General features: G+C 49.7%; 25 protein-coding genes. 6 read left to right on the forward strand and 19 right to left on the reverse strand.

The features are described from left to right. Window positions 1–23: 23 nt before the first annotated feature. The 19 genes from bamB to trmJ form a co-directional block, all read right to left on the reverse strand. Complete coding sequence (gene bamB, locus J3B89_RS02235; protein ID WP_215395877.1) at window positions 24–1,205, reverse strand: outer membrane protein assembly factor BamB; 1,182 nt, start codon at window positions 1,203–1,205, stop codon at window positions 24–26. Between the two features lie 10 nt (window positions 1,206–1,215). Beyond that, complete coding sequence (locus J3B89_RS02240; protein ID WP_215395878.1) at window positions 1,216–1,848, reverse strand: YfgM family protein; 633 nt, start codon at window positions 1,846–1,848, stop codon at window positions 1,216–1,218. Between the two features lie 30 nt (window positions 1,849–1,878). Then, window positions 1,879–3,153 carry a histidine--tRNA ligase gene (gene hisS / locus J3B89_RS02245; protein ID WP_215395879.1) on the reverse strand — a complete coding sequence of 425 codons (1,275 nt, stop codon included), beginning with the start codon at window positions 3,151–3,153 and terminating at the stop codon, window positions 1,879–1,881. 82 nt (window positions 3,154–3,235) lie between these two features. Further along, on the reverse strand, window positions 3,236–4,339 hold the full coding sequence (gene ispG / locus J3B89_RS02250) for a flavodoxin-dependent (E)-4-hydroxy-3-methylbut-2-enyl-diphosphate synthase (RefSeq protein ID WP_215395880.1): 1,104 nt from the start codon (window positions 4,337–4,339) through the stop codon (window positions 3,236–3,238). Window positions 4,340–4,341: 2 nt separating this feature from the next. Then, a complete protein-coding gene (locus J3B89_RS02255; RefSeq protein WP_215395881.1) occupies window positions 4,342–5,226 on the reverse strand; it encodes a RodZ domain-containing protein in 885 nt (294 codons plus the stop codon). Beyond that, window positions 5,223–6,887, reverse strand: coding sequence for a type IV pilus biogenesis/stability protein PilW (pilW, locus tag J3B89_RS02260; protein ID WP_215395882.1), 1,665 nt, complete (start codon window positions 6,885–6,887; stop codon window positions 5,223–5,225). Before pilW ends, J3B89_RS02255 begins: the two co-directional genes overlap by 4 nt. A 15-nt stretch (window positions 6,888–6,902) precedes the next feature. Continuing rightward, a complete protein-coding gene (gene rlmN, locus J3B89_RS02265; protein ID WP_215395883.1) occupies window positions 6,903–8,030 on the reverse strand; it encodes a dual-specificity RNA methyltransferase RlmN in 1,128 nt (375 codons plus the stop codon). Window positions 8,031–8,136: 106 nt separating this feature from the next. After that, window positions 8,137–8,568: a nucleoside-diphosphate kinase gene (ndk, locus tag J3B89_RS02270; protein ID WP_068228346.1), complete on the reverse strand. Its 432-nt coding sequence runs from the start codon at window positions 8,566–8,568 to the stop codon at window positions 8,137–8,139. Between the two features lie 161 nt (window positions 8,569–8,729). Continuing rightward, window positions 8,730–9,143, reverse strand: a complete 414-nt coding sequence (locus J3B89_RS02275; RefSeq protein WP_215395884.1) for a phosphate ABC transporter substrate-binding protein — start codon at window positions 9,141–9,143, stop codon at window positions 8,730–8,732. 9 nt (window positions 9,144–9,152) lie between these two features. Beyond that, window positions 9,153–10,307, reverse strand: a complete 1,155-nt coding sequence (locus J3B89_RS02280) for a porin (RefSeq protein WP_215395885.1) — start codon at window positions 10,305–10,307, stop codon at window positions 9,153–9,155. Window positions 10,308–10,452: 145 nt separating this feature from the next. Beyond that, a complete protein-coding gene (gene fdx, locus J3B89_RS02285; RefSeq protein ID WP_068228343.1) occupies window positions 10,453–10,791 on the reverse strand; it encodes an ISC system 2Fe-2S type ferredoxin in 339 nt (112 codons plus the stop codon). Between the two features lie 3 nt (window positions 10,792–10,794). Continuing rightward, window positions 10,795–12,648 (reverse strand): Fe-S protein assembly chaperone HscA, encoded by a 1,854-nt coding sequence (gene hscA, locus J3B89_RS02290; protein ID WP_215395886.1) that lies wholly within the window; start codon window positions 12,646–12,648, stop codon window positions 10,795–10,797. 8 nt (window positions 12,649–12,656) lie between these two features. Then, entirely contained in the window at window positions 12,657–13,181 is a 525-nt protein-coding gene (gene hscB / locus J3B89_RS02295; protein WP_215395887.1) for a co-chaperone HscB, read from the reverse strand. A gap of 41 nt (window positions 13,182–13,222) precedes the next feature. Continuing rightward, window positions 13,223–13,546 carry an iron-sulfur cluster assembly protein IscA gene (gene iscA, locus J3B89_RS02300; RefSeq protein WP_215395888.1) on the reverse strand — a complete coding sequence of 108 codons (324 nt, stop codon included), beginning with the start codon at window positions 13,544–13,546 and terminating at the stop codon, window positions 13,223–13,225. 5 nt (window positions 13,547–13,551) lie between these two features. Continuing rightward, window positions 13,552–13,935 (reverse strand): Fe-S cluster assembly scaffold IscU, encoded by a 384-nt coding sequence (gene iscU, locus J3B89_RS02305; RefSeq protein WP_215395889.1) that lies wholly within the window; start codon window positions 13,933–13,935, stop codon window positions 13,552–13,554. Window positions 13,936–13,965: 30 nt separating this feature from the next. Beyond that, window positions 13,966–15,180, reverse strand: coding sequence for an IscS subfamily cysteine desulfurase (locus tag J3B89_RS02310; protein ID WP_215395890.1), 1,215 nt, complete (start codon window positions 15,178–15,180; stop codon window positions 13,966–13,968). Between the two features lie 17 nt (window positions 15,181–15,197). Continuing rightward, the gene (gene iscR, locus J3B89_RS02315) at window positions 15,198–15,680 is read right to left on the reverse strand and encodes a Fe-S cluster assembly transcriptional regulator IscR (RefSeq protein WP_068228327.1); all 483 of its coding nucleotides are present in this window, start codon (window positions 15,678–15,680) and stop codon (window positions 15,198–15,200) included. Window positions 15,681–15,783: 103 nt separating this feature from the next. Beyond that, window positions 15,784–16,593: a serine O-acetyltransferase gene (gene cysE / locus J3B89_RS02320; protein WP_215395891.1), complete on the reverse strand. Its 810-nt coding sequence runs from the start codon at window positions 16,591–16,593 to the stop codon at window positions 15,784–15,786. A gap of 3 nt (window positions 16,594–16,596) precedes the next feature. Continuing rightward, entirely contained in the window at window positions 16,597–17,349 is a 753-nt protein-coding gene (trmJ, locus tag J3B89_RS02325) for a tRNA (cytosine(32)/uridine(32)-2'-O)-methyltransferase TrmJ (protein WP_215395892.1), read from the reverse strand. 170 nt (window positions 17,350–17,519) lie between these two features. Between trmJ and J3B89_RS02330 the strand changes: the two genes are divergently transcribed. The 6 genes from J3B89_RS02330 (at window position 17,520) to fis (ending at window position 24,167) form a co-directional block, all read left to right on the forward strand. Continuing rightward, a complete protein-coding gene (locus J3B89_RS02330) occupies window positions 17,520–18,356 on the forward strand; it encodes a class I SAM-dependent methyltransferase (protein ID WP_215395893.1) in 837 nt (278 codons plus the stop codon). A gap of 56 nt (window positions 18,357–18,412) precedes the next feature. Continuing rightward, window positions 18,413–19,699: a phosphoribosylamine--glycine ligase gene (gene purD, locus J3B89_RS02335; RefSeq protein ID WP_215395894.1), complete on the forward strand. Its 1,287-nt coding sequence runs from the start codon at window positions 18,413–18,415 to the stop codon at window positions 19,697–19,699. A gap of 2 nt (window positions 19,700–19,701) precedes the next feature. Then, window positions 19,702–21,468: an ExeM/NucH family extracellular endonuclease gene (locus tag J3B89_RS02340; protein ID WP_215395895.1), complete on the forward strand. Its 1,767-nt coding sequence runs from the start codon at window positions 19,702–19,704 to the stop codon at window positions 21,466–21,468. A gap of 134 nt (window positions 21,469–21,602) precedes the next feature. Further along, window positions 21,603–22,499 (forward strand): phosphoribulokinase, encoded by an 897-nt coding sequence (locus J3B89_RS02345; RefSeq protein WP_215395896.1) that lies wholly within the window; start codon window positions 21,603–21,605, stop codon window positions 22,497–22,499. Between the two features lie 388 nt (window positions 22,500–22,887). Further along, complete coding sequence (gene dusB / locus J3B89_RS02350) at window positions 22,888–23,859, forward strand: tRNA dihydrouridine synthase DusB (protein ID WP_215396329.1); 972 nt, start codon at window positions 22,888–22,890, stop codon at window positions 23,857–23,859. Window positions 23,860–23,876: 17 nt separating this feature from the next. Further along, on the forward strand, window positions 23,877–24,167 hold the full coding sequence (gene fis / locus J3B89_RS02355) for a DNA-binding transcriptional regulator Fis (RefSeq protein ID WP_092789540.1): 291 nt from the start codon (window positions 23,877–23,879) through the stop codon (window positions 24,165–24,167). Window positions 24,168–24,226: the final 59 nt, after the last annotated feature.

Consider the following 24,226-nt stretch of genomic DNA (forward strand, 5'->3'; position numbering starts at 1 on the left):
AAACTTCAACCGCTGTTCACGGTTTAAGGCGTTTGTAATAAGACTAGCTTACCATTGCGGCTTTGCACCAACACATAGCTGCCATTACTGACCGCTTCGGTGTAAAAACCGGAACTATTCATACTCTGGCGCGCAACAAAGTCACCGGTTTGACGATTAACCCAATGCAAATTGCCTTTGTTATCGCCAATTACCAGATAGTCTTTATATACGGTAGGGCCGGTCAGATAATGCTTGTTCAGACCAAACTGTGACCATTTCTCTGAGCCGCTGCGTACATCCAACGCATAAATACGGCCGACAGAATCTACCAGATATAAGGTATCACCTGCCACAGTCATATTACGGAAACTGGCATAATCGCGCTTCCACAACTGACGGCCGGTACGCAATTCCAGCGCAACCAGTTCACCATTAAAGGCAATGCTGTACACTGTGCCACCAATCACTAAAGGCCGTGCATCCACATCAACCAGACGGGACAAATCAGTGCTGCCCTTCGGTACTGCTATCGGTTCTTCCCATGCCTGGTAGCCGCGTTCAGCGATCAGTACGCCAATGTGGCCATTACCAGAGCCGTATATTACGCCACCGGCCTCAATTACCGGATCGCTGACGCCACGCAGAGTAAGCGCAGGTTGTTCGTTCTCAAACTGCCAGCGCTCTTCGCCAGTGTCAGGGTGCAATGCCACCAGAGTGCCGGCACCGGTCGCCACCACCACCAGCCCTTCACCTACGGCAGGCCTGGCCAACACTTCGCCTTTTACTTCTGAGCGCCACACCAGTTCGCCATCAACAGACAAGGCCACCACATCGCCGTTTTCAGTACCAAAATAGATTTTGTCGTAACCGTAGCTTAAACCACCGGCGATACGGGCATTGTCGCCAGACCAAACATCACTGATGCCACGCCAGAATGAGCTGCCAGCTGGTTTACGTAAATCAAACTGCCATTTACGCTTACCATTGTCCAGATTGTATGCAGCGACCAGGCCCTCCCGGCTGGCGGCATATACGGTATCGCCGACAATCATCGGAGTTAATGATGATTCATAATGTGCAACACCTGAGCCTATGCTGGTGCTCCATACTACATCAGGATCGATGCTGTTCTGTACCGGCGGTAGTACCAGCTTTTCTTTGCTGGAACATCCGGCGAGTATAATTGCACTAAGCAGCAAGAGCTGTTTTAACTGTAATTTCACGCTTACCTCTTTACACTGCAGTGACGTGCGCCAGCTCGTCCAGCTTGATCTGAAGCAACTGCTGATTTTGTCCTGCAGTTGCCAGCGCTTGTTGATAGGCAGCTTTCGCCTCAGGCAGTTTTTCTGCCAGTACCAGAATGTCACCTTTAAGTTCAGCCTGCAAAGAAGCAAAACTCTCTGGCATGGCTTTCTCCAGGGTTTTCAGCGCAGCATCATAGCTGCCCTGCTCCTGTTGCAATTTTGCCAGTCGCAGCTGGGTTAGCGCCAATATTGCCGGTTCTTTGGCATTAGCCAGTACCCAGTTCAGTTGCTGTGCTGCCACATCATAGTTTTTAGCTGTTACCGCTTCTTTTGCTGCTATTAATGCAGCCAGCACTGCGTAATTATCGCCTTTAGAGGCCGTCACAAAGCTCTGCGCCTCTGTCAGCCAGTCTTCACTGCTGCCAGCTTCACGTTGTTGCAGTAACTGGTTAAATGCCGTTGAAGCCTGTTCAGCTGTGCTGCGCTGCTCGGCCTGGTAGTAACGAAAACCATATAACGCTGCCAGGCCCAGTACCACACCAGCAAGAATTGCTTTGCCGTACTCATGCCAAAAACGTTTAATTGCTTCTACCTGTTGTTCTTCACTGCTGTAAATTTCCACTGCGTTACTCCGTTTTACGTCAAAAGCCCGTTATGCTGAAAGGGCCAGCGTATTCGCCAGTTCTGTTAATAAAATTGTTTGTTGCGGTTTGTCTTCACGTAACCACTTTACCGTGATTTCACCGCGTGCCAGTTCATCTTCGCCGATGATCAGTCCAATCGCCGCACCGGATTTATCAGCCCGCTTAATTTGTTTTTTCAGGTTGCCGCCGCCACAATGCACCATAATGCGTTTATCCGGCAAGCTGGCACGCAGCCTTTCGGCAACAGAAAGTACAGCAAGTTCAGCTTGTTCGCCAAGTGCCATCAGGTAAATATCCGCAACTGCCGGCAATACGGGTAATAACTGCAGTGTTTGCAGTAATAACACCAACCGCTCCAGCCCCAGGGCAAAACCGACCGCTGGCGTGGCTTTGCCACCTAATTGCTCAACTAAACCATCGTAACGGCCACCGGCACATACAGTACCTTGTGAGCCCAGTTCTGTGGTTACCCACTCAAATACGGTTTTGTTATAGTAATCCAGCCCACGCACTAAACGTGGATTTACACTAAACTCAATACCTGCTTGCGTCAGCAACTGCTTTAAACGGGCAAAATGCTCTGCTGAATCCTGATCCAGATAATCTGCCAGTTTAGGCGCAGCAGCCAATATATCTGCCAGAGCCGGATTTTTACTGTCCAGCACCCTAAGCGGGTTGCTATACATACGGCGCAAACTGTCTTCATCCAGCGCCGCTTTATGCTGCTCTAAATAAGCTACCAGCGCATCACGATATGCCGCACGGGCTTCACTTGAACCCAGAGAGTTCAGCTCCAGCTTTACATAAGGTGTTAACCCCAGTTGCTGCCATAGCCGCGCACTTAGCATAATCACTTCAGCATCAATGTCGGCACTGGCAATGCCAAAAGCTTCCAGGCCAAACTGATGAAATTGCCGGTAGCGGCCTTTTTGCGGCCTTTCATGGCGAAACATTGGCCCGGTATACCACAGCCGTTGTTCCTGGTTGTACAGCAAACCATGCTCATTACCGGCCCGCACACAGCAGGCAGTACCTTCAGGGCGCAGGGTTAAACTGTCACCATTGCGGTCAGCAAAGGTGTACATTTCTTTCTCTACTATGTCAGTCACTTCGCCAATTGAGCGCTTAAACAGCTCAGTCATCTCAACAATAGGAAAGCGAATTTCGCTGTAACCATAGCTGGCCACTGTCTGGCGCAGTGTTTGTTCAACATATTGCCAGGCTACAGTATCCTGCGGCAGGCAATCGTTCATTCCGCGAATGGCCTGAATTTGCTTCGACAAAATTAAACTTCCATCGGTTTGAGTTAAAAAACAGCCGCGATTATAGGCGTAACAGGACTAAACACCAAGCCTGTTGCCCGGCTTAATCCAGCTGACGCACCGCAATTTTTTGCTGCAGGTATTCACGTACCTGCTGTTCGAGCTGCTCAGCCACCTGCTCATTGTCCAGCCGCAGTTTTTGCCGCTGGCCGTTAATGTAAAAACCGCTTTTTTTACTGGCTCCGGCCACACCTAAATCAGATACCAGTGCTTCACCAGGGCCGTTTACCACACAGCCTATCACCGATACCGTTAAAGGTTCGGTAATATCTTCCAGCCGCTCTTCGAGCTGGTTCATGGTTTTGATCACATCAAATTCCTGGCGCGAGCAGCTGGGGCAGGCAATAAAATTGATACCGCGGGAACGAATGCGCAGCGATTTTAAAATATCAAAGGCAACTTTTACCTCTTCTACCGGATCTGCCGCCAGCGATATGCGCAATGTGTCGCCAATACCTTCGGCCAGTAACATACCCAGACCAATAGCTGACTTTACGGCCCCGGCACGGGCACCGCCAGCTTCGGTAATACCTAAATGCAGTGGCTGCTTAATTTGCTGTGCCAGTAAACGATAAGCACCAACCGCCAGAAATACATCTGACGCTTTAACACTAACTTTAAACTGATCAAAATTCAGCCGGTCTAGAATATCGACATGCCGCATAGCTGACTCAACCAGTGCCTGTGGCGTGGGCTCGCCGTATTTTTCCTGAATGTCGGCTTCAAGCGAGCCACCATTTACACCGATACGAATCGGGATATTGTAATCCCGTGCGCAATCTACTACGGCGCGGATACGATCCTCGCGGCCGATATTACCCGGGTTAATCCGCAGACAATCTACACCGTATTCGGCGACTTTTAACGCAATGCGGTAATCAAAATGAATATCTGCCACCAGCGGAATGGGCGACTGCTGTTTAATCAGCTTAAAGGCTTCCGCAGCTTCCATCGTTGGTACCGATACCCGCACCAGATCAGCTCCGGCTTTGGCAATAGCCTGAATTTGGGCAACGGTAGCAGCAACATCGGTAGTGCGGGTGTTAGTCATAGACTGTACGGCTATTGGCGCATCACCACCAATCAATACGTTACCCACCCGGATCTGCGTACTTTGACGACGTTTAATAGGATTTTCTGCAAACATGCTTATTCTGACTCGGGAATAGTAAATTTGGCCACTCTGCCACCTGGAAAGGCAGACATATCAAAGGCTTGCTGATTAAAATTAATTTTTACCACACTGGGATTACCCAAAGTAATAACAAAAGGCGCCGTGCCGGTAAGCTGCATAATATAACCTGCCTGCTTAGTACCATAGGCTACGCGGTTGCCGTCAGCGTCAACCACATCTATCCAGCAGTTTTCGCTAAAGCGCATTTCCAGTGTATCCAGCTGTGGTACTTCTGCCGCAGGGACCAGCTCTGCTGATGGTGGTACCAGTTGCTGCAACATTTCATTCAGTTGCTGCTCGCTGATGGCATTATCAGCAGCATTACCTATGCCAGCAGCTTGTTCATCTGAGGCTGGCGTGTCTGTTGTTAACTGCGGCGATACGGGCTGTGCTCTGGCCTCAGTTGGCTGGCTGGCATAGGTAATGCTGCTGATATCTGCGGTATTTTCACGCGCGCTTTGCCACCACCAGACAAATAACAGTGCCAATAGCAATACGATAATGGCATAAGTCAGCCACATAAAACGGTTTTCGGTTGCCTGATGAGCGGTACGGTTAGAAAAAGTACGCATCGGCTTGGTTGTCGATGCGACAGAGCCTGTCTGGCGGCTAAGTGCAGCCATCAGCTCTGTTTCAGGTAGTTTCAGCAAGCGGCCATAAGCACGTACATAACCACGGGCAAAGGTTTCCAGTGTCTTGCCATCGGGTTGATCCTGCTCCAGCCGTTCGACCTGCTCAGCTTTCAGATTCAGCTGTAACGCTACCTGCTGTATGGTCAGCTTACGCTGCTCACGCGCCTGTCGCAGCAATTGGCCTACGCTGATTTCAGCAACTGTTTCAGTTTCGGGTTCTTTATTCATTGTTCAATACTGGCCGGATCAACAATATACACTTGCTGGCCAACCTTAAGCCTGCTTTGCTCGGTTAAATTATTCCAGCTGAGAAACCTGTCCAGCCGGATATTATAGCGATAAGAAATAGCAAACATGGTTTCACCGCTTGCTACCTGATGATAAGGCGAGCTGATCTCCTGCCGGACAACCGCAGGTGGGCGGCTAATTTGCGCTGCCTGCAATTGCTCATCACTAACCTCAGCCAGCCATATTTTTTGTCCGGCTTTAATCACTGAAGCAGGCGTTAGCTGGTTCCACTGCATCAGGCTTGGCAGCCGGATATTATGCTGCACTGAGATGGCATACAAGGATTCTGCCTCTTTAACAATATGAAATGGCGCACTGCTGCTTTCTGATATTTCTTGCGAAGCCGGTGCAGCGCTGGTAGCTGTTGCAGTTTCCGTCTCAGCCTGACTTACTTCAACAACAGCTGTGGTTGCCGTAGCAGCCGGCTCTGGCGCTGTTTCAGCAGCAACGGCTTGCGCCGGCGCCGGTGTTGTTTCCTGTGGTAAGCTTGCAGGCTGTGATGCCGCTGTTGTCAGCGCAGTGTTATTTTGCGTCAAACTACCGGCAATAGCAGTGATGCTGTTATTCAGTGGCTGAGCCGGAGCTACAGCCGGCGCTGCGACAGTGGGCGCTGGCATGGCCTTTTTAACTGGCTTTTGCGCAATCACAGCAGCAACCGGTGTATCTGCTTCTGCGGTTTTACGCTTAACTATTTTCATCTTCGGGTTATCTGTCGGCTGCGCTGGCAATTGCTGCCTTGCGTTGTCGTCCGGCAACACAATATTAGCCATCAGACTGTCTTTATAGCGCTCACGCAGTTGTTCAAACTCGCTGTCTGCTAAACGGCCCTGCAATAATAGCCGGGTTTCCGGCGAGTCTGTGTATAGTGTCAGCAATAACTGCTCGGCGCTTTGCATTGTGTCACGATCACCACTTTTTTCAGCAATCAGGTAACCTAGCAATACTGTGCGGGCAGAAACCCGGCCAAGGCGTGAAATGCGGTCTAACTGGTTTTTCGCAGCGCGATTATCACCCATGGCGTAGGATAACCCAGCGGCCATTGTCAGCGAGGTAATGCGGGTAGTGTTATGGCTGACGGAGTTGTCCAGATAGCTTTTAGCTTTACTGAAGTTATTTTGCTGCAACTTACATAAAGCCAGGTTTTCATAGCTTTCTGCTACGCGGATATATCCAGGCCGGCTAATCGCTTTTAGCAACAACTGCTCAGCTTCGTCATAACGCTGCAACTGACATAAAAAAGCGCCGTAGTTATTGTAAGCATCAGCGTAATTAGCATCTTTCTGGATAGCCTGGCGAAAATATTCTTCCGCTTGTTTTTCTTCACCAACGCTCTGATAGTAATAGGCCAGTGCACTGTATACTTCAGCGGAATTAGGCGCAAAGCTACGGGCACGTTCCAGATTATATTTGGCCTGCGAGGTGTCACCGCGGCGCAGGTAGTTAAGACCAAGCGAAATACGGGTACGGGCGGCTTCTATATTGTCAAAGGAACGATCTGACACCGGCTTATCACTACCGACATAGGTCTGCTCTGACACACATCCGGCCAGTATCAATACACTACTCAGCGTTACACCGATGAAAAATTTCTGCTTTAACACACGCCCTTCCTTGCTTTATGGCAGCATTTTTACTGCTATAGGTTGGCCTTTTTGTTGCTTTTTGATCAATCGTTTTGTTCTGTCAATCACATCGCCAACCAGTTGGCCGCAAGCAGCATCAATATCGTCGCCGCGGGTTTTACGTACAATAACAGTAAAGCCGTATTCTTGTAAGACTTTGTTAAACCTGTCAATCCGTGAGTTGCTTGACCGTTTGTATGGTGAGCCCGGATAAGGGTTAAATGGGATCAGGTTAATTTTCGACGGGGTATCTTTCAGTGCATGCGCTAATTCATGCGCCTGTTCCATACTGTCGTTCACGCCATCCAGCATCACATACTCTACTGTGACCTTATCATTTGCCTTAGAGTTCGCTACATAACGTCTTGAAGCAGCTAAAAATTCTTCCATCGGGTATTTACGGTTTACCGGTACCAGCTCATTACGCAACTCATTGTTTGGTGCATGCAGAGAAATAGCCAGCGCTACGTCAATTTTATCGCGCAGTAAGTCCAGCGCCGGAACTACGCCTGATGTACTTAAGGTTACACGGCGCTTGGATAAACCAAAGCCAAAGTCTTCCAGCATTAATTCCATTGCTGGCACCACGTTGTTCAGGTTCAGCAAAGGTTCGCCCATGCCCATCATCACCACGTTCGTTACTGGTTTGTCACCGGTATCACCATAACTGCCGATAATTTGCGCCACGCGCCATACCTGGCCAATGATTTCTGCCACGCTGAGGTTACGGTTAAAGCCTTGCTGCGCCGTTGAGCAGAACGAACAATCCAGTGCACAACCCACCTGCGACGACACACACAAAGTGCGGCGATCTTTTTCCGGGATCCATACTGTTTCTACTTCCTGGCCACCACTTAAGCCCATCACAAATTTAATGGTGCCGTCACTGCTGTCTTGCCGTGTTACTACTACCGGTGCTTCAATAACACAGCGTGCTTTGAGCTTTTCACGCAATACTTTATTGATATTGCTCATCTTATCGAAATCATCGATACAGAAGTGGTAAATCCATTTCATTACCTGATCGGCACGAAACGGTTTTTCGCCCATTTCGACGAAAAATTGCTGCATTTGTGCACGGGTTAAATCAAGTAAATTAATTTTGTTTTGCTGCTCAGTCATTTGCAGAGCGCTCCTTACCACAATAAACAATAGCCATAAAACACTGTACCAACATGCACTAAGGGGGCTGTTGCCCCCTTAGTCCGTTACCGCAGGCGATTAACGCTTAACGGGTACGGGCACACAGCTCAGCTTCAGTGAAGAAGTAAGCAATTTCACGCGCAGCAGAAGCAGCAGCGTCTGAACCGTGAACAGCATTTTCGTCGATGCTGGCGGCATAATCAGCACGTAAAGTACCGGCTAAAGCATCTTTCGGGTTAGTCGCACCCATGATCTCACGGTTTTTACGCACGGCGTCTTCACCTTCCAAAACTTGCACCATTACCGGGCCTGAAGTCATAAAAGACACTAAAGCACCAAAGAATGGACGCGCACTGTGTTCAGCGTAGAAACCTTCAGCTTGCTCTTTGCTTAAGTGTAGCATTTTAGCAGCAACGATACGTAAACCGGCAGATTCAAAACGGTTGTAAATAGCACCGATTACGTTCTTGGCAACAGCATCCGGCTTGATAATTGAAAAAGTACGCTCTAACGCCATAACAGGCTCCTGATTTAAGTTGGTAATTAAACTGAATGATTCAAATTTAAGGCGGCAAATTATACGCTAGTTGCAAAAAAAAACCTATTTTTGCTGACAAAAAAGCCGCGAACTCAGGTATTGAACCATCAGTATCGCGGCTTATTATGACAATGAGGTGGCTAAAAGCTGGCGACTACTTTCACACTGCTATCAACACTACTGCTACTGATATAGCCAATAGCACTGCTGTCAGCAGCAACCGCGGCTTTAACCGCAGCATCATCGGCCAGTTCTTTTGGTGGCGTGCCCTTACCGGTAAACACCAGCTTTGACCAATACGCTTTTAGCTGGGCGGCAGAGCGGTTCAGCACTTTACTGTCAAACTCGTCCCGTGCCGCTTTGCCTTCTGCCATATTCAGTGGTGTGGCTTTACTGCCATCAGCAAAGCTGCTGGCCCGGCCTAAAAACAAGCGGTTTAAATCATCTGCCGACACCGCATTAGTATTAGCCGGGTTTACCACTACAGCAATATCTGCAACAGCACTACCGGATAACAGGGTTGCCAGCAACAAAACTGTTTTAATTGTACGCATGGCGCCTCCTTAAAATACTAAATCTACGCCAAACGCCAGCACGTCCTGACGCAGATCAGCGATTTTATTATCTTCAGAGCTGTACTGTAGTTTAAACGCCGCTGAAGGATGGAAGTCGTAACGTAACCCCAGATTATACGTGGTGGCTTTACGGGCCTGGCTTTGTACAATACCCGCTACCGGGATTAACAATTGTGGTGGCAATGTTGCCAGGTAAGGAGTGTAAATTTCCGTTTTGGCCTCATTATCTTCTTTCTCATAAGACACATATGGCGTTATGACATCAAAACGATGACCAACCGATACATAGAAATTTTTCTGATCGGCAATAAAACTGTTGTCCACCTTCACAGTGGTATATTCCGCCACCAGCAGCCAGTCGTTTTTGTCGGCGGTAAAACCCAGGCCAAAAAACGCACCGTCTTCTTCATTAATATCTATCTCGTTTACCAGTGCACCAAAGCCTGCGCCGGACAAACCTGTGAAAAAATCACCAAAAGTAACACCGGGTTGTAACTGAGCGCTTTGAGCATCAATCGTTACTTTGCCTCTTAAATAGGCCGCACGCAGGCTATACCAGTCGCGCCCCAATTCCCAGGCTACACCCAGTACGTTTTTTATCTCGGCATCAACACTATTACCGCTGACTGTGGCATCGCCGTCGTAGGCACCGGCAATCAGCTGCAGGTTTGAATCAAAGCTGCCTAACTGCGTAGTGTGATAAAAAGATATGCCCTCAATATTATCAAAGCCCAAGCCATAAACACTTTGCGGCACCCGCAGCCAGTCGTAGGCATACCCTACATCACGAAAGTCAGAGTATTTATAAAACGGTGTGCGTAAACGCCCGGCATTAATGCGTATTTCGTCAGTAAGCTGATAACTGATAAAAGCCCATTCAAATTCAACATCAAAGTCTTCTGCGCCACGGCCCATTAGCTGAGCCGTAACAGACAGCTTTTCGCCTAAATCTGACATTAGCTGTACGGCAAATAAACTCTCGTTTTTAAAGTCCAGGCTGTCATCATAACCATAGAGAGTGTCGTCGCTGTCCAGTGTTATACCGGCTTTAATTGATGCAAAGCCATTTATAGTCAAATCGGCGTACGCCGGTGCAGCCAACAAAGTTGATAACGCCGCCGCTATCAGAGATTTTTTTAACATAGTTACTCCGTCTTTTATCGTTGTCTTTCAGATCCTAGCCCAAGCTTCACTATTCACCAGTAAAGTGCTGGTTTTATTGAGTAACCGCAGATTATTGGCATAAAAAAACGGCCCTGCAGGCCGTTTCGTTACCAGAGCAGGTAAATTAGTGGCCTTCGCTGACCATATTGACGGTGTACTTTGGAATTTCTACCACCAAATCTTCATCGGCTATACGCGCCTGGCAGCCTAAACGTGATTCCGGTTCCAGGCCCCAGGCTTTATCCAGCATATCGTCTTCGAGTTCTTCGCTTTCATTCAGTGAATAAAAACCTTCGCGCACAATGACATGACAGGTAGTGCAGGCGCAGGATTTCTCACAGGCGTGCTCTATCGAAATACCACTGCGCAGCGCCACATCCAGTACCGTTTCACCAGCTTTGGCTTCAACTGCAGCGCCATCGGGACACAGCTCGGCATGGGGTAAAAATACGATTTGTGGCATCTGTTATACCTCGTCCACGTTATGGCCTGTTAACGCACTACGGATTGATTTATCCATGCGTCTGGCGGCAAAGTCATCAGTTAATGTGTTGGTGTGCTCAATCGCCGCTTTGATAGCAGCGGTATCGTCGCCTTGTTTGACGCTGGCAAGGGTTGTCAGCGCCTGCTTAATTGTTGTCAGCTCCTGCGCACTTAGCAAAGCCGCATCGGCTTTAAGTGCCTGTGACACGGCTTCAAGCACTCGTTCAGCTTCTACCTGTTGCTCACGCAATAGCCGCAATTGCATATCCTGCCGCGCATATTGCATGGAGCCTTTTAGCATAGTAGCAACCTGATCATCGCTTAAACCATAAGACGGTTTAACCTGAATATTAGCCTGCACACCGGTGGATTTTTCCTGTGCAGTTACACTTAATAAACCATCGGCATCTACCTGAAAGGTTACGCGGATATGGGCACCACCGGCTGGCAGCGGCGGTATACCGCGCAGTTCAAAGCGCGCCAGAGAACGGCAGTCTTCTACCAGCTCACGCTCGCCCTGTACCACATGCAGTGCCATTGCAGTCTGGCCATCTTTAAAGGTGGTAAATTCCTGCGCCCGCGCCACCGGTATAACGGTATTACGCGGAATAATTTTTTCGGTTAACCCGCCCATGGTTTCCAGGCCCAGTGATAACGGGATCACATCCAGCAGCAGGGTATCGCCTTCAGCTTTATTACCTACCAGCACATTGGCCTGAATAGCCGCACCTATTGCAACCACTTTATCCGGATCAATTGACGTAAGCGGTTCAGTGGCAAAAAACGCAGCCACTTCACTGCGCACTAAAGGCACACGGGTAGAACCGCCAACCATCACCACTTTAACAATGTCGTCGCTGGTTAAGCCGGCGTCACGCAACACCTGGCGGCAAGCGCGAATAGTTTTTTTAACCAGCGGTGCTATCAGCTGCTCAAATTCTGCTTTGCTTAGCGTGCCGCTAAATTGGCTGCCCGCCACAGGCAGAGAAAAACTGACCGTATCACTGCCGGTTAATTGCTCTTTAATATTGCGCGCTGTGGTTAAATACTGCCGCATGGCCTGGTGCGATAACTCAGCTTCACCGGTCTGTTGCTGCAAATAACTGACAATAGCATGGTCGAAATCATCACCGCCAAGGGCAGAATCACCGCCTGTGGCCAGTACTTCAAACACACCGCGGCGTAAACGCAGAATAGAGATATCAAAGGTGCCGCCGCCTAAATCATATACGGCAATCACACCTTCCTGGCCGGAATCAAGACCGTAGGCCAGTGCTGCTGCGGTAGGCTCATTTAGCAGGCGCATTACAGTTAGCCCAGCCAGTTTAGCGGCATCTTTAGTGGCCTGGCGCTGGGCATCATCAAAATAGGCCGGTACCGTAATGACTACGCCGTTTAATTCGCCACCTAAAGTCTCACTGGCGGTATTGGCCAGCGTTGCCAGAATTTCAGCCGATACTTCCACCGGATTTTTTACGCCCTGCACGGTGTTAATGGCAACTAAACCTTGCTGATCGATAAGCTGATACGGCACTTTGTCTTTTAGCGCCAGAGTTTCGTTATAACCTTTACCCATCAGCCGTTTTACCGACACTATGGTATTTTCAGCGTCATTTACTGCTGCGGCCATAGCAGCGTCACCCACCACCACGCTATCAGCGCTATAACGCACTACTGATGGCAACATATCGCGCCCCTGGCTGTTAACCAATGTTTTGGCTTCGCCACTGCGTACTGTTGCCACCAGTGAGTTGGTGGTACCAAGGTCAATACCGGCCGCCAGCTTGTGCTGATGCGGCGCAGCGCTTTGTCCGGGCTCTGCGATTTGTAATAACATAGTGTTGTTTAGTCTTGTAGTTGCTGCTCAATCAGCTCCAGCTCTTGCTGCAGCTTGAAGAAGAATTTTAGTTTACGAATAAGGTCTGCCGCCAGTTGGTCCTGCTCAGCAGTTTCAGTATCTAAGGCACTGGCTAACTGCTGCAATAACTGTTTTTTCTGTTGCTGCAACTGGCGTTCTATATCGGCAATAACTGCATCGGGATCTGCACTTTGCTCTATTTCAGCCAGTTGCTCACGCAGTTCCATTTGCTGCATTAAAAACAGCGGATCAGTAAAGCTGCGCTGCTCATGGCTTATTTTTAAACCGCGCAGTGCCAGCAAATGTTCTGCCCGCAATAATGGCTGCTTTAAACTGTGATAAGCGTCGTTAATATTGGCAGTTTGTTGCACGGCCAACAGCTTGTCACGCTCAGAACCACTACTGTGCTGATCCGGATGAAACTGCTTTTGCAGCTTAAGGTAGCGCGACCCCAGCTCAGTTAAATCGAGGTCGAACTTCGCCGGCAGGTTAAACAGCTTAAAGTAATTCATCCGGCCCTTAGATGTTTAAATTAATTACCTGGAACACGCACTTAAACAGTAAAGCTTTCGCCACAACCACATTCGCCGTTAACGTTGGGGTTGTTAAACTGAAAACCTTCATTCAGGCCTTCTTTAACAAAGTCCAGCTGGGTGCCATCTATGTACACCAGGCTTTTGCCGTCGACTATCAGCTTCAGGTCGTCTTGTTCAAACACCTGATCATCATCGTTAAGCGTATCGACAAACTCCAGTACATAAGCCAGACCCGAGCAACCGGTAGTTTTTACACCCACCCGTAAACCCACGCCTTTACCACGGTTTTGCAAAAAACTGCGTACCCGATCGGCGGCTGCCGTTGTCATCGAAATAGCCATAATGTTTAGCCTCCGTGTTTCTGCTTATAATCAGCAATCGCTGCTTTAATGGCATCTTCTGCCAGAATAGAGCAGTGAATTTTTACCGGCGGCAACGCCAACTCCTGGGCAATGTCAGTATTTTTAATTTGCTGCGCTTCGTCCAGGCTTTTACCTTTAACCCACTCTGTTACCAGAGAGCTGGAAGCAATAGCACTGCCACAGCCATAGGTTTTGAATTTCGCATCTTCGATAATGCCCTCAGCATTTACTTTAATTTGCAGCTTCATTACGTCGCCACATGCTGGTGCGCCTACCATACCGGTGGCAACACTGGCATCATCTTTATCAAATGAGCCAACATTGCGCGGGTTTTCGTAGTGATCGATTACTTTATTACTGTATGCCATGATAGTTACCTCTGTATGCAGCCAGCGCGCTTAATGCGCAACCCAGGCTACAGTGTTTAAATCGACGCCATCTTTGTACATGTCCCACAGTGGCGACATTGCGCGCAGTTTTTCAATCGCCTGATGCACAATTTTAATCGTATGATCAATCTGCGCTTCGGTGGTGTAACGGCCGATACTGAAACGGATAGAACTGTGTGCTAACTCGTCACTCATGCCCAGGGCACGCAGCACATAAGATGGCTCCAGGCTGGCAGATGTACAGGCAGAGCCCGACGATACGGCGATATCTTTCAGTGCCATAATCAGCGACTCACCTTCAACATAGTTAAAGCTGATATTGGTAATATGCGGCACGCGGTGTTCGCGGTTACCGTTTAAAAACACCTGCTCAATGTCTTTCACACCGTTTATCAACCTGTCGCGCAGCGCAGTAATACGCTTAATTTCATCGTGCATTTCCAGCTTAGCTAACCGGAAAGCTTCACCCATAGCGACAATCTGGTGCGTTGGTAACGTACCTGAACGCATACCACGTTCATGGCCGCCGCCGTGCATCTGTGCTTCTAAACGGATACGTGGTTTACGCCGCACAAACAAGGCACCTATGCCTTTAGGGCCATAAGCTTTGTGGCCGGAGAAGGACATTAAATCCACTTTCAACGCCTGTAAATCAATATCCAGCTTGCCTGCTGCCTGTGCTGCATCTACATGAAAAATAATACCTTTACTGCGGCACAGCTCGCCAATGGCGGCAATATCCTGTACCACACCAATTTCGTTGTTAACAAACATTACGCTGACAACACTGGTGTCTGGCCGGATAGCCGCCTCAAGCATGGCAACCGTAATCAAGCCATCGGTTTGCGGTTCAAGGTAGGTAACTTCATAACCTTCGCGCTCCAGCTGGCGCATAGTATCCAGCGTGGCTTTGTGCTCGGTTTTAACCGTGATCAGGTGCTTGCCTTTTTTACGGTAAAAATCGGCTGCGCCTTTAATGGCCAGATTATTCGATTCGGTAGCACCTGAGGTAAATACAATTTCTCGTGGATCTGCATTTACCAGCTCTGCAATCTGGCTGCGGGCAATTTCTACCGCCTCTTCTGCTTGCCAGCCAAAACGATGCGAACGCGACGCCGGGTTACCAAACTCGCCGTCCATTGTTAAAAACTGCATCATTTTTTCTGCTACCCGGGCATCGACCGGGGTAGTTGCAGCGTAATCCAGATAAATAGGTAGCTTCATTCTTTGCTCCGTGTTGCCTACAGCTGGCAGCTGACTTCGATATCAGTTGCCGGATTTTTTACAATACGGCTGTTCTGCCGTTTTGCCAGATATTGTACATCTTGCTTATTTACCAGCTCGCCCAGCGTAATTCCGGTAAGAAAGTCTTCAATGCGGTGGCTTAAGTCACTCCACAAGGTATGGGTTAAACAGCGCGTACCGCTATGGCAGTCAGATTTGCCCTGACAGCGGGTAGCGTCTACCGACTCATCGACTGCGCTTATTACATCTGATACTGAGATACTGCCCGCTTCACGCCCCAGCTGATAACCACCGCCAGGCCCGCGTACACTGCTAACCAAACCCTGTTTACGTAAACGGGCAAACAATTGTTCAAGATATGACAACGAAATGCCCTGACGTTCTGAAATATCAGCCAGTGGCACCGGCCCGGTTGCTGTGTGTAAGGCTACATCCAGCATAGCCGTTACCGCGTAGCGGCCTTTCGATGTTAATCTCATGGTTTGCTCCCTGAAAACAATGGCGCCATTGTACATTCCCGACTGTTTTAGTCAAGTATTAATAACCTACTGTATTAGTCAGGTATTCAGAATTAAGGTTCCATTAAATGGTCGGGTCAAAAGCTTCTACGTCACGTTTGCGCTCTTGTGCCGCGCGCTGCTCAGCTAACTTAAAGTCTTCTTCTTCAATATTCACTGTCGGCACTTCTTCGCAAACATTACCACCGAGCTGATTTATGCTGTGGCATAACTCGCCTACTTTGTTATCCAACAGCTGAATATGGTCCAGCATACGGCCAATGGCATTGGCCACCGGGTCGGGGTTATCGGCGGCCACTGCATAAGCGTCAAAACCAAATTTTTGCGCCAGCTGTTTGCGCCCGGCACTAACCTCAACATCAGCTTTAGCCACAATACGGCCGGGAATGCCTATTACGGTGGCGCCGGCCGGTACATCTTTTACCACTACCGCATTAGAACCAATACGGGCATTTTCACCGACATACAGCGGGCCGAGCACCTTGGCGCCGGCACCAATAACCACTCCGTTACCCAAAGTAGGGTGACGTTTGCCCGGATTCCAGCTGGTGCCGCCCAGCGTAACGCCATGATACAGGGTAACATCATCGCCGATTTCAGCGGTTTCGCCTATCACCACACCCATACCATGATCGATAAAAAAGCGCCGGCCGATTTTAGCCCCCGGGTGAATTTCTACCCCGGTAAGCCAGCGCGCAACAGTGCTTAGAAAACGCGCCAGCCATTTCCAGTTACCCCGCCACAGCTTATGACAAACACGATGCCACCAGATGGCATGCAAACCAGGGTAAGTGGTTAGTATCTCAAAGCTGCTACGTGCAGCCGGGTCGCGTTCAAACACACTTTTGATATCTTCTTTGATACCGGCAAACATGCGCTACTCCTTCTCGCCCTGAGCCTTGCGGCCATAACGCTGCACCGAAGTTAAAATGCCGCGCAATATGTTGTATTCAGCCTCTTCCGGCCGGGCCCGGGTAAATAAACGTTTCAGTTTGGTCATAACCACACCGGGGTGCTGCCTGATAATAAAGCCGGTATCGTTCAACGTTTGTTCCAGATGTTGATAAAAGCTGTTCATCTGCTCGCTGCTAGGGTAAGCCACATCGTTAGCTGTTGACGCAGCAGCTTGCTGCTGTAACTCTTTTTGCAGCCAGGCCATACGCACTTCGTAAGTTACAATTTGCACTGCCATGGCTAAATTCAGCGAGCTGTATTCCGGGTTAGCCGGAATACAAACGTGGTAGTTACACAATTGCAGCTCTTCATTGGTTAAACCACTGCTTTCACGGCCAAACACCAGCGCTACCGGCTGGGTAGCCGCCTCGTGTACCGCTTTAACACCGCATTCACGCGGCTCCAGCATTGGCCAGCTTAAAGTACGCGAACGCGCGCTGCTGCCCACCACTAAACTGCAATCTCTTATTGCCTGTTCAAGCGTATCGAACACTTTAGCATTGGCCAAAATATCGCTGGCCCCGGCAGATAGCGCATAGGCCTGGCCGTCGGGCAACTCTTTGGGCGCCACTAAATACAACTCTGACAAGCCCATGGTTTTCATGGCGCGGGCCACCGAACCAATATTGCCGGTATGAGTGGTGCCCACAAGAATGATACGGATCTGTTTTAACATAAGGCTTCCCGCGTAAAAGGGCAGGCATTCTAGCATAGCCTTACGCATTTGTTGACGATAAAATAGCAGTCTGGCCATCCGTATAATACAGATTAATGCACCGGTGCAACCTGCTTTTTGGCTATTGTTTTGCTACACTAGCGCCACTTTTACAACAGGGAACCACGAAGATGAAAACAATAAAACTTGCTCTTGCGCTGTCCGCTGTTCTGCTAAGCCCACTAACCCATGCTGATGCCGGTAAAACTGATCACACTGAAGCCTTACAATTGGCGGTAGATCATCAAACACGCAGCCCGGCAAATGTCGCCCGCGACAAATACCGTAATCCGGTTGCTACCTTAGCGTTTTTTGAAGTTAAACCCGACAGCACAGTGGTAGAAATATCCCCGGGCGGCGGCTGGTACACTGAGATTCTGGCGCCATTACTGGCCGCGCACGGCACTTATTATGCTGCGCATTTCCCTGCCGATAGCACCTCTGATTATTACAAGCGCAACCGCGCTGCCTTTGTCGAAAAACTCTCTGCTAACCCTATATATAACCGCGTGCAGTTAACCGACTTTGCCCCGGGCAACAGCGCTGCCATTGCCCCTGCCGGTAGCGCAGATGTGGTTTTGACCTTCCGTAATCTGCACAACTGGTACAGTAATGGCGGAGATGACGGTATGGTCGCTATTTTTAAAGACTTCTATAACGCATTAAAACCCGGTGGTGTGCTGGGCGTGGTAGAACACCGTTTACCGGCCGGTAAAATGACCGGCGAGTGGATGAAGTCAGGCTATTTTCCACAGCAGTTAGCCATTACGCTGGCAGAAAAAGCCGGTTTTGTTTTTGACAGCAGCAGCGAAATAAATGCCAACCCGAAAGATACTGCAGATCATCCGGGCGGCGTTTGGACATTACCGCCGGTACTGCAGTTAAAAGAGCAGGATAAAGAGAAATATCTGGCCATCGGCGAAAGTGACCGCATGACACTGAAGTTTCGCAAACCTGTCACTAAATAAACTGATATTGAATAACCTTTATTGCACACTTTTTTGAATAACTAACGGAAAGCTAAATGAAAGTATTGGTAATAGGCGGCGGTGGCCGCGAGCATGCACTGGCCTGGAAAGCAGCACAGTCACCTTTAGCCAGCAAGGTATTTGTTGCACCGGGTAACGCAGGCACGGCCCGCGAAAGTAATCTAACCAACGTTGCGATAGCGGCAGATGACGTGCCGGCCCTGCTGGCATTTGCCCAACAAGAAAACATTGAGCTGACCATCGTGGGCCCGGAAGCGCCGCTGGCCAAAGGTGTGGTTGACGCCTTTCGCGCTGCCGGGTTAGCTATTTTTGGCCCAACCAAGGCCGCAGCACAGCTGGAAAGCTCTAAAGCCTTTGCCAAAGACTTCTTAGCCCGGCATAACATTCCTACTGCGGCTTACCAAAACTTTACCGAAACAGCCCCGGCCAAAGCCTTCGCGCAAAAGTTGGGCACGCCGGTAGTGATTAAAGCCGATGGTTTAGCCGCCGGTAAAGGTGTGATCATTGCACAAACGCAGGAAGAAGCCGCTGCGGCAATTGACGATATGTTATCCGGCAATAAATTTGGCGATGCCGGCAGCCGTGTTGTGGTAGAAGAGTTTTTAACCGGGGAAGAAGCTTCATTTATTGTGATGGTTGATGGCACTACGGCACTGCCGTTTGCGTCTTCACAGGACCATAAAGCACGTGATAATGCCGACAAAGGCCCCAACACCGGAGGTATGGGCGCCTATTCGCCGGCACCGGTGGTAACAGCAGCGGTGCACGATTGGGTAATGCAAAATGTTATTTACCCCACCGTAAACGGTATGGCTGCAGAAGGTACAGTATTTACCGGCTTTTTATATGCCGGTTTAATGATAGCGCCGGATGGCAGCGCCAAAGTGCTGGAGTTTAACTGCCGCTTTGGCGACCCGGAAACCCAGCCGATTATGCTGCGGCTGGAATCTGACTTAGTAGAGCTGTGTTTAGCTGCTACCCAAACAGCTCTGGCCGGTAAGCACATTAAGTTCAGCCAGCAGGCTGCAGTAGGCGTAGTGCTGGCAGCCGGAGGCTACCCTGATACTTATGCCAAAGGCAAAATCATTAGTGGCTTAGACGGTGCTGACAGTGCCACAGCTAAAGTATTCCATGCCGGTACTGAGCTAAAAGATACTCACGTTGTAACCAACGGCGGGCGGGTGCTATGCGCCACAGCCCTGGGTACTAATGTGACAGCAGCACAACAGGCGGCCTACAAGCTGGCAGATAAAATTAGCTGGGATGGCATGTTCTGCCGTACCGACATAGGTTACCGCGCTATTGCCAGAGAGCAAAAGTAGTAATGAAGGTAAACGCGTTTTTACTATTAAGCTCCGTCCTGCTAAGCGCAGCGGCGGTAGCCGAATGCACTGCTGACTATACCGTTATACAAGATATTCAGGGCACCGGTGACAGCAGTCCGCTGGCAGGTCAGCAGCTCACTACACGGGGAGTTGTCACCGCCGTAGTATATCCTGACAGCAAAGCGGCCGGTATAGTGCTGCGGGCTACAGAACCGGGTAACAGTGCAGCTTCGTCAAGCCTGTTTATTGCACATACCGAGGCAGCTACTACTTATCAACCGGGCCAGTTACTACAAATAAGCGGCACTGTTGCCGAAATTAACCAGCTTACCAGCCTGACCAACGTCAGCAGGATCAGTGATTGCGGCCGTTCTTCAAACATACAGCCGTTTACACTGAGGCTGCCATTACCGGCCGGGCAAAGCTGGGAGCAACTGGAAGGTGCCTGGTTACGTTTTGAACAGCCGCTTACCGTTAATGATACCTACAGCCTGGGCCGCTACGGCGAAATAACGCTGGCCGATAAACGCCTGATGGCTGCCACTGAGGTCATGTTACCCGGCAAAGAGGCTGCAGCCCTAACCAGAACGCAGCAAGAACGGCATATGCTGGTGCTGGACGATGGCCTGTATCAGCAAAACCCGGATCCGCTGTTATTCCCCAATGGCGGTTTAACAGCAGACAATACTTTACGTATCGGCGATACGCTAACTGGTGTTGAGGGTGTATTGCTGCAAGACGAGCGTGGCTACCGGTTGCTGCCAACAAAAATGCCGCAGTTTAATGCGCAAAATCCACGCCCGGCAAAACCGCAACCAAAGCCAGCCAAAGCTCTGCGCATAGCCAGCTTTAATGTGCTTAATTACTTTAATGGCGAAGGCCAGCCACAACCCTTCCCTACCCGCCGCGGTGCCGACACAGCCGCAGAGCTGGAGCGGCAACAGGCTAAATTGATAGTAGCGCTTGCTGCGCTGGACGCAGATATCATTGGCCTGCTGGAAGTAGAAAACAATGGCTACAGCCCAAAAGGCGCTTTAGCCAGTTTGACAACAGCACTAAACAAAGTGGCCGGCAAACCTTACCGCTTTATTATTACTAAAGAACAGCCCGGCTCTGATGCTATTAAAGTTGCTTTGCTGTACCGGCCGTCAAGCGTTAGCGTGGAAGGTAACGCAGCTATGTTGCTGGGTAAGCCTTTTGACTGGGGCAGCCGGCCGCCACTGGCGCAGAGCTTCCGCCATCTGCAGTCAAATGAGCTGGTTACTGTCAGCATTAACCACTTTAAATCCAAAGGCAGTTGCCCGAAAGATACTGCATCGAACGATGCCGATCAGCACGATGGCCAGGCGTGCTGGAACGCACTGCGTACTTTGTCAGCTAAAGCACTGAGCGACTGGCTTGCCAGCCAGCCCACCGGTGTAAAAACCGGTAAGCAGATTATTCTCGGCGATTTAAATGCTTACCGGATGGAAGATCCGGTGAAAATGCTGGAGCAGCAAGGCTGGACATACCTCAAAGCAGAAACTGGTTCACAGTATTCTTATGTTTATCGTGGCCGCACCGGTTCGCTTGACCATGCACTGGCAAGCCCCGCGCTGGCAAAAAACCTGGCGTCTATGCAGCACTGGGCTATTAACGCCGATGAACCGGTATTACTGGATTACAACGTCGAATTTAAAAGCGACAACCTGCAACAGCTATTGTACGCCCCCTCGCCGTACCGCTCGTCCGATCATGATCCGTTAATTGCCACCTTTCAGTTTTAACGCTAACTGCGGGCTGCCGCTAAGGTAATTCAATTACTTAGCGGCTATAGTGTCATTAACATAACAATAAACAGTTGCGCCAGCTTAACCGGATGCTTTAAGGTGAGGTTCAGTTAGCTTAGCGGGCCGCGCCTATGTCACATAAAAACCCCATTATTGCTATTACCGGTTCCTCCGGCGCCGGTACCAGCACAACCTCTACTGCCTTTCAGCATATTTTCCGCACGCTGGATATAGATGCCGCCTTTGTTGAAGGTGATAGTTTTCACCGTTTCAGCCGCCCGGAAATGGAAGTAGAGATCCGCAAAGCCAAAGAAGCCGGTAAGTACATTAGCTACTTTGGCCCTGAAGCGAATGATTTTGGCGCGCTGGAAAACTTTTTTGCCAGCTATGGCGAAACCGGCTGCGGTAAAATACGCCATTATCTGCACACTTTTGACGAGGCCGTGCCTTATAACCAGTTACCGGGTACTTTTACCCCATGGCAGGATTTACGCGCCAACACCGACTTATTATTTTACGAAGGCCTGCATGGCGGTGCCGTTACCGGGCAACATAATGTTGCCCAGCATGTTGATTTGCTGATCGGCATGGTGCCGATAGTTAACCTGGAGTGGATCCAGAAAATTATCCGCGATACCTCTGAGCGCGGCCACAGCCGGGAGGCCGTGCAAGCCAGCATAGTGCGCAGTATGGATGACTACATTAACCATATCACACCGCAATTTTCGCGCACCCATATTAACTTTCAGCGTGTGCCTACGGTAGACACCTCTAACCCGTTCAGCGCCAAAGATATACCGTCACTGGATGAAAGCTTTGTGGTGATCCGCTTTCGCGGCATTAAGCACGTAGATTTCCCCTACTACCTGCAAATGATCAACGGCGCCTTTATGTCGCGGGTTAATACCCTGGTGGTACCGGGCGGTAAAATGGGCCTGGCAATGGAGCTGATTTTAACGCCGCTGATTGAAGAGCTGATGATAAAACGGCGCCAGGCACGCGGCCAGGTAGATTGGCTGGGAACTTAGGCATCGGGCTCAATACTCTGGCAGCAAAAGTGGTATGCCCTAAACCAACCGTTGAAGGCATGGATGCCTTAGTCGAGCCTACAGGGACGTATTTACGGCGTGTTGGTGTGGGCATACCGCTTTTGCGTTTACAACGGAACTACCGGATTGCTATCAAAACTCCATCATTTCCCTGGTCACAAAACCAACAGCGTTACAATTTTCATTTTCGCCACCCCGCATCCTACTGTTGTCTCAGCTTTACAAAACACCAATTTTCAGCCGTTTAGCGAATGTCAAGACAGCAAAGGCCAGTAAATTTATACTTTTGTTTAAATAATAGCCTTTGCTTTGGCGGAAAAAATCCGTAAACTTAGCGCCCCTTACGGGTAGAGCCTTGGATTCAGTGGTGCGCATAGGTCCATATCAGTTAACGAACAAGGTAATTTGTGCTCCGATGGCCGGAGTAACCGATCACACTTTTCGTGAGCTTTGCCGGCGTTTTGGTGCAGCATTAGCTGTGTCTGAAATGCTGTCGAGCAACCCGTTGGTATGGCAAAGCGAAAAATCACAAAATCGCATGGGCCACCGGCAAGAATCAGGTATTCGTTCAGTACAAATTGCTGGTGCAGATCCACAGCAAATGGCTGAAGCCGCCCAATATAATGTTGACATCGGTGCCGATATTATCGACATCAACATGGGTTGCCCGGCGAAAAAAGTGAACAAGAAACTGGCTGGCTCTGCGTTATTGCAGTACCCGGATTTAGTGGAACAAATTGTACGCGCTGTGGTCGATGCGGTTAAGGTACCGGTTACGTTAAAAATACGCACCGGCTGGGATCCAGAGCACAAAAACGGTATTCAGATTGCCCGTATTGCACAGGATAATGGCATACAGGCGCTGGCGGTACACGGCAGGACACGCGCCTGCATGTACAAAGGTGAAGCGGAATATGACACCATCCGCGCCATTAAACAAAGTGTGTCAATCCCGGTAATTGCCAATGGCGACATCACCGGGCCGGAAAAAGCGCGCTATGTGCTGGATTACACCGGTGCTGACGCCATTATGATTGGCCGCGCAGCGCAGGGACGGCCATGGATTTTCCGCGAAGTGGTGCATTATCTGGCCACTGGCGACAAACTGGCGCCCCCCGGCATAGCCGAAGTACGTCAGATCATGCAGGAACATGTGCAGGGTTTACACCAGCTTTATGGTGAGCATGCCGGTTCCCGCATTGCCCGCAAGCATGTGGGCTGGTATTTAGCTGAGCACGACAAGCTCGGAGATTTTCGTAGTGAATTCAATGGCATTGAATGTGCTAAGCAACAGCTTGACGCCTTAAATGACTATTTTCATCAACTAGCAGCAACCTAACGTAAAAGAGAAAAGCAATGTTTAATTCGAACGTTACTTCGCCATTTATTACTAACGCCCACGTACAAACGCAGGAAAAGCCACAAGCTTTAAGCACTGCCGCGCAAAAAGCAGTAGCTAACTACCTGCAGCAATTAAACGGTCAGGACGTTAACGATTTATATGAACTGGTATTATCTGAATTAGAGCGTCCGTTACTGGAAGAAGTGATGAAATATACCCGCGGTAACCAAACCCGCGCGGCTAACCTGATGGGCATCAACCGCGGCACGCTGCGCAAGAAGCTTAAACAGTACGGCATGAGTTAATGCCACCGCGGGGCCAGCGCCCCGCCACTAAGCACCTTCGGGTGCTTTTTTATTGGTTA

The organism is Rheinheimera oceanensis (assembly GCF_018831085.1).
Lineage (GTDB): Bacteria > Pseudomonadota > Gammaproteobacteria > Enterobacterales > Alteromonadaceae > Alishewanella > Alishewanella oceanensis.

What these genes read in the sequence shown, in the direction of transcription:
- ispG (WP_215395880.1), bottom strand. Translation starts at nt 4,339, where the DNA reads ATGTTTGCAGAAAATCCTATTAAACGTCGTCAAAGTACGCAGATCCGG.
- J3B89_RS02255 (WP_215395881.1), bottom strand. Translation starts at nt 5,226, where the DNA reads ATGAATAAAGAACCCGAAACTGAAACAGTTGCTGAAATCAGCGTAGGC.
- rlmN (WP_215395883.1), bottom strand. Translation starts at nt 8,030, where the DNA reads ATGACTGAGCAGCAAAACAAAATTAATTTACTTGATTTAACCCGTGCA.
- ndk (WP_068228346.1), bottom strand. Translation starts at nt 8,568, where the DNA reads ATGGCGTTAGAGCGTACTTTTTCAATTATCAAGCCGGATGCTGTTGCC.
- J3B89_RS02275 (WP_215395884.1), bottom strand. Translation starts at nt 9,143, where the DNA reads ATGCGTACAATTAAAACAGTTTTGTTGCTGGCAACCCTGTTATCCGGT.
- J3B89_RS02280 (WP_215395885.1), bottom strand. Translation starts at nt 10,307, where the DNA reads ATGTTAAAAAAATCTCTGATAGCGGCGGCGTTATCAACTTTGTTGGCT.
- fdx (WP_068228343.1), bottom strand. Translation starts at nt 10,791, where the DNA reads ATGCCACAAATCGTATTTTTACCCCATGCCGAGCTGTGTCCCGATGGC.
- hscA (WP_215395886.1), bottom strand. Translation starts at nt 12,648, where the DNA reads ATGTTATTACAAATCGCAGAGCCCGGACAAAGCGCTGCGCCGCATCAG.
- hscB (WP_215395887.1), bottom strand. Translation starts at nt 13,181, where the DNA reads ATGAATTACTTTAAGCTGTTTAACCTGCCGGCGAAGTTCGACCTCGAT.
- iscA (WP_215395888.1), bottom strand. Translation starts at nt 13,546, where the DNA reads ATGGCTATTTCGATGACAACGGCAGCCGCCGATCGGGTACGCAGTTTT.
- iscU (WP_215395889.1), bottom strand. Translation starts at nt 13,935, where the DNA reads ATGGCATACAGTAATAAAGTAATCGATCACTACGAAAACCCGCGCAAT.
- J3B89_RS02310 (WP_215395890.1), bottom strand. Translation starts at nt 15,180, where the DNA reads ATGAAGCTACCTATTTATCTGGATTACGCTGCAACTACCCCGGTCGAT.
- iscR (WP_068228327.1), bottom strand. Translation starts at nt 15,680, where the DNA reads ATGAGATTAACATCGAAAGGCCGCTACGCGGTAACGGCTATGCTGGAT.
- cysE (WP_215395891.1), bottom strand. Translation starts at nt 16,593, where the DNA reads ATGTTTGCCGGTATCAAAGAAGATATCAAAAGTGTGTTTGAACGCGAC.
- trmJ (WP_215395892.1), bottom strand. Translation starts at nt 17,349, where the DNA reads ATGTTAAAACAGATCCGTATCATTCTTGTGGGCACCACTCATACCGGC.
- J3B89_RS02330 (WP_215395893.1), top strand. Translation starts at nt 17,520, where the DNA reads ATGAAAACAATAAAACTTGCTCTTGCGCTGTCCGCTGTTCTGCTAAGC.
- purD (WP_215395894.1), top strand. Translation starts at nt 18,413, where the DNA reads ATGAAAGTATTGGTAATAGGCGGCGGTGGCCGCGAGCATGCACTGGCC.
- J3B89_RS02340 (WP_215395895.1), top strand. Translation starts at nt 19,702, where the DNA reads ATGAAGGTAAACGCGTTTTTACTATTAAGCTCCGTCCTGCTAAGCGCA.
- J3B89_RS02345 (WP_215395896.1), top strand. Translation starts at nt 21,603, where the DNA reads ATGTCACATAAAAACCCCATTATTGCTATTACCGGTTCCTCCGGCGCC.
- fis (WP_092789540.1), top strand. Translation starts at nt 23,877, where the DNA reads ATGTTTAATTCGAACGTTACTTCGCCATTTATTACTAACGCCCACGTA.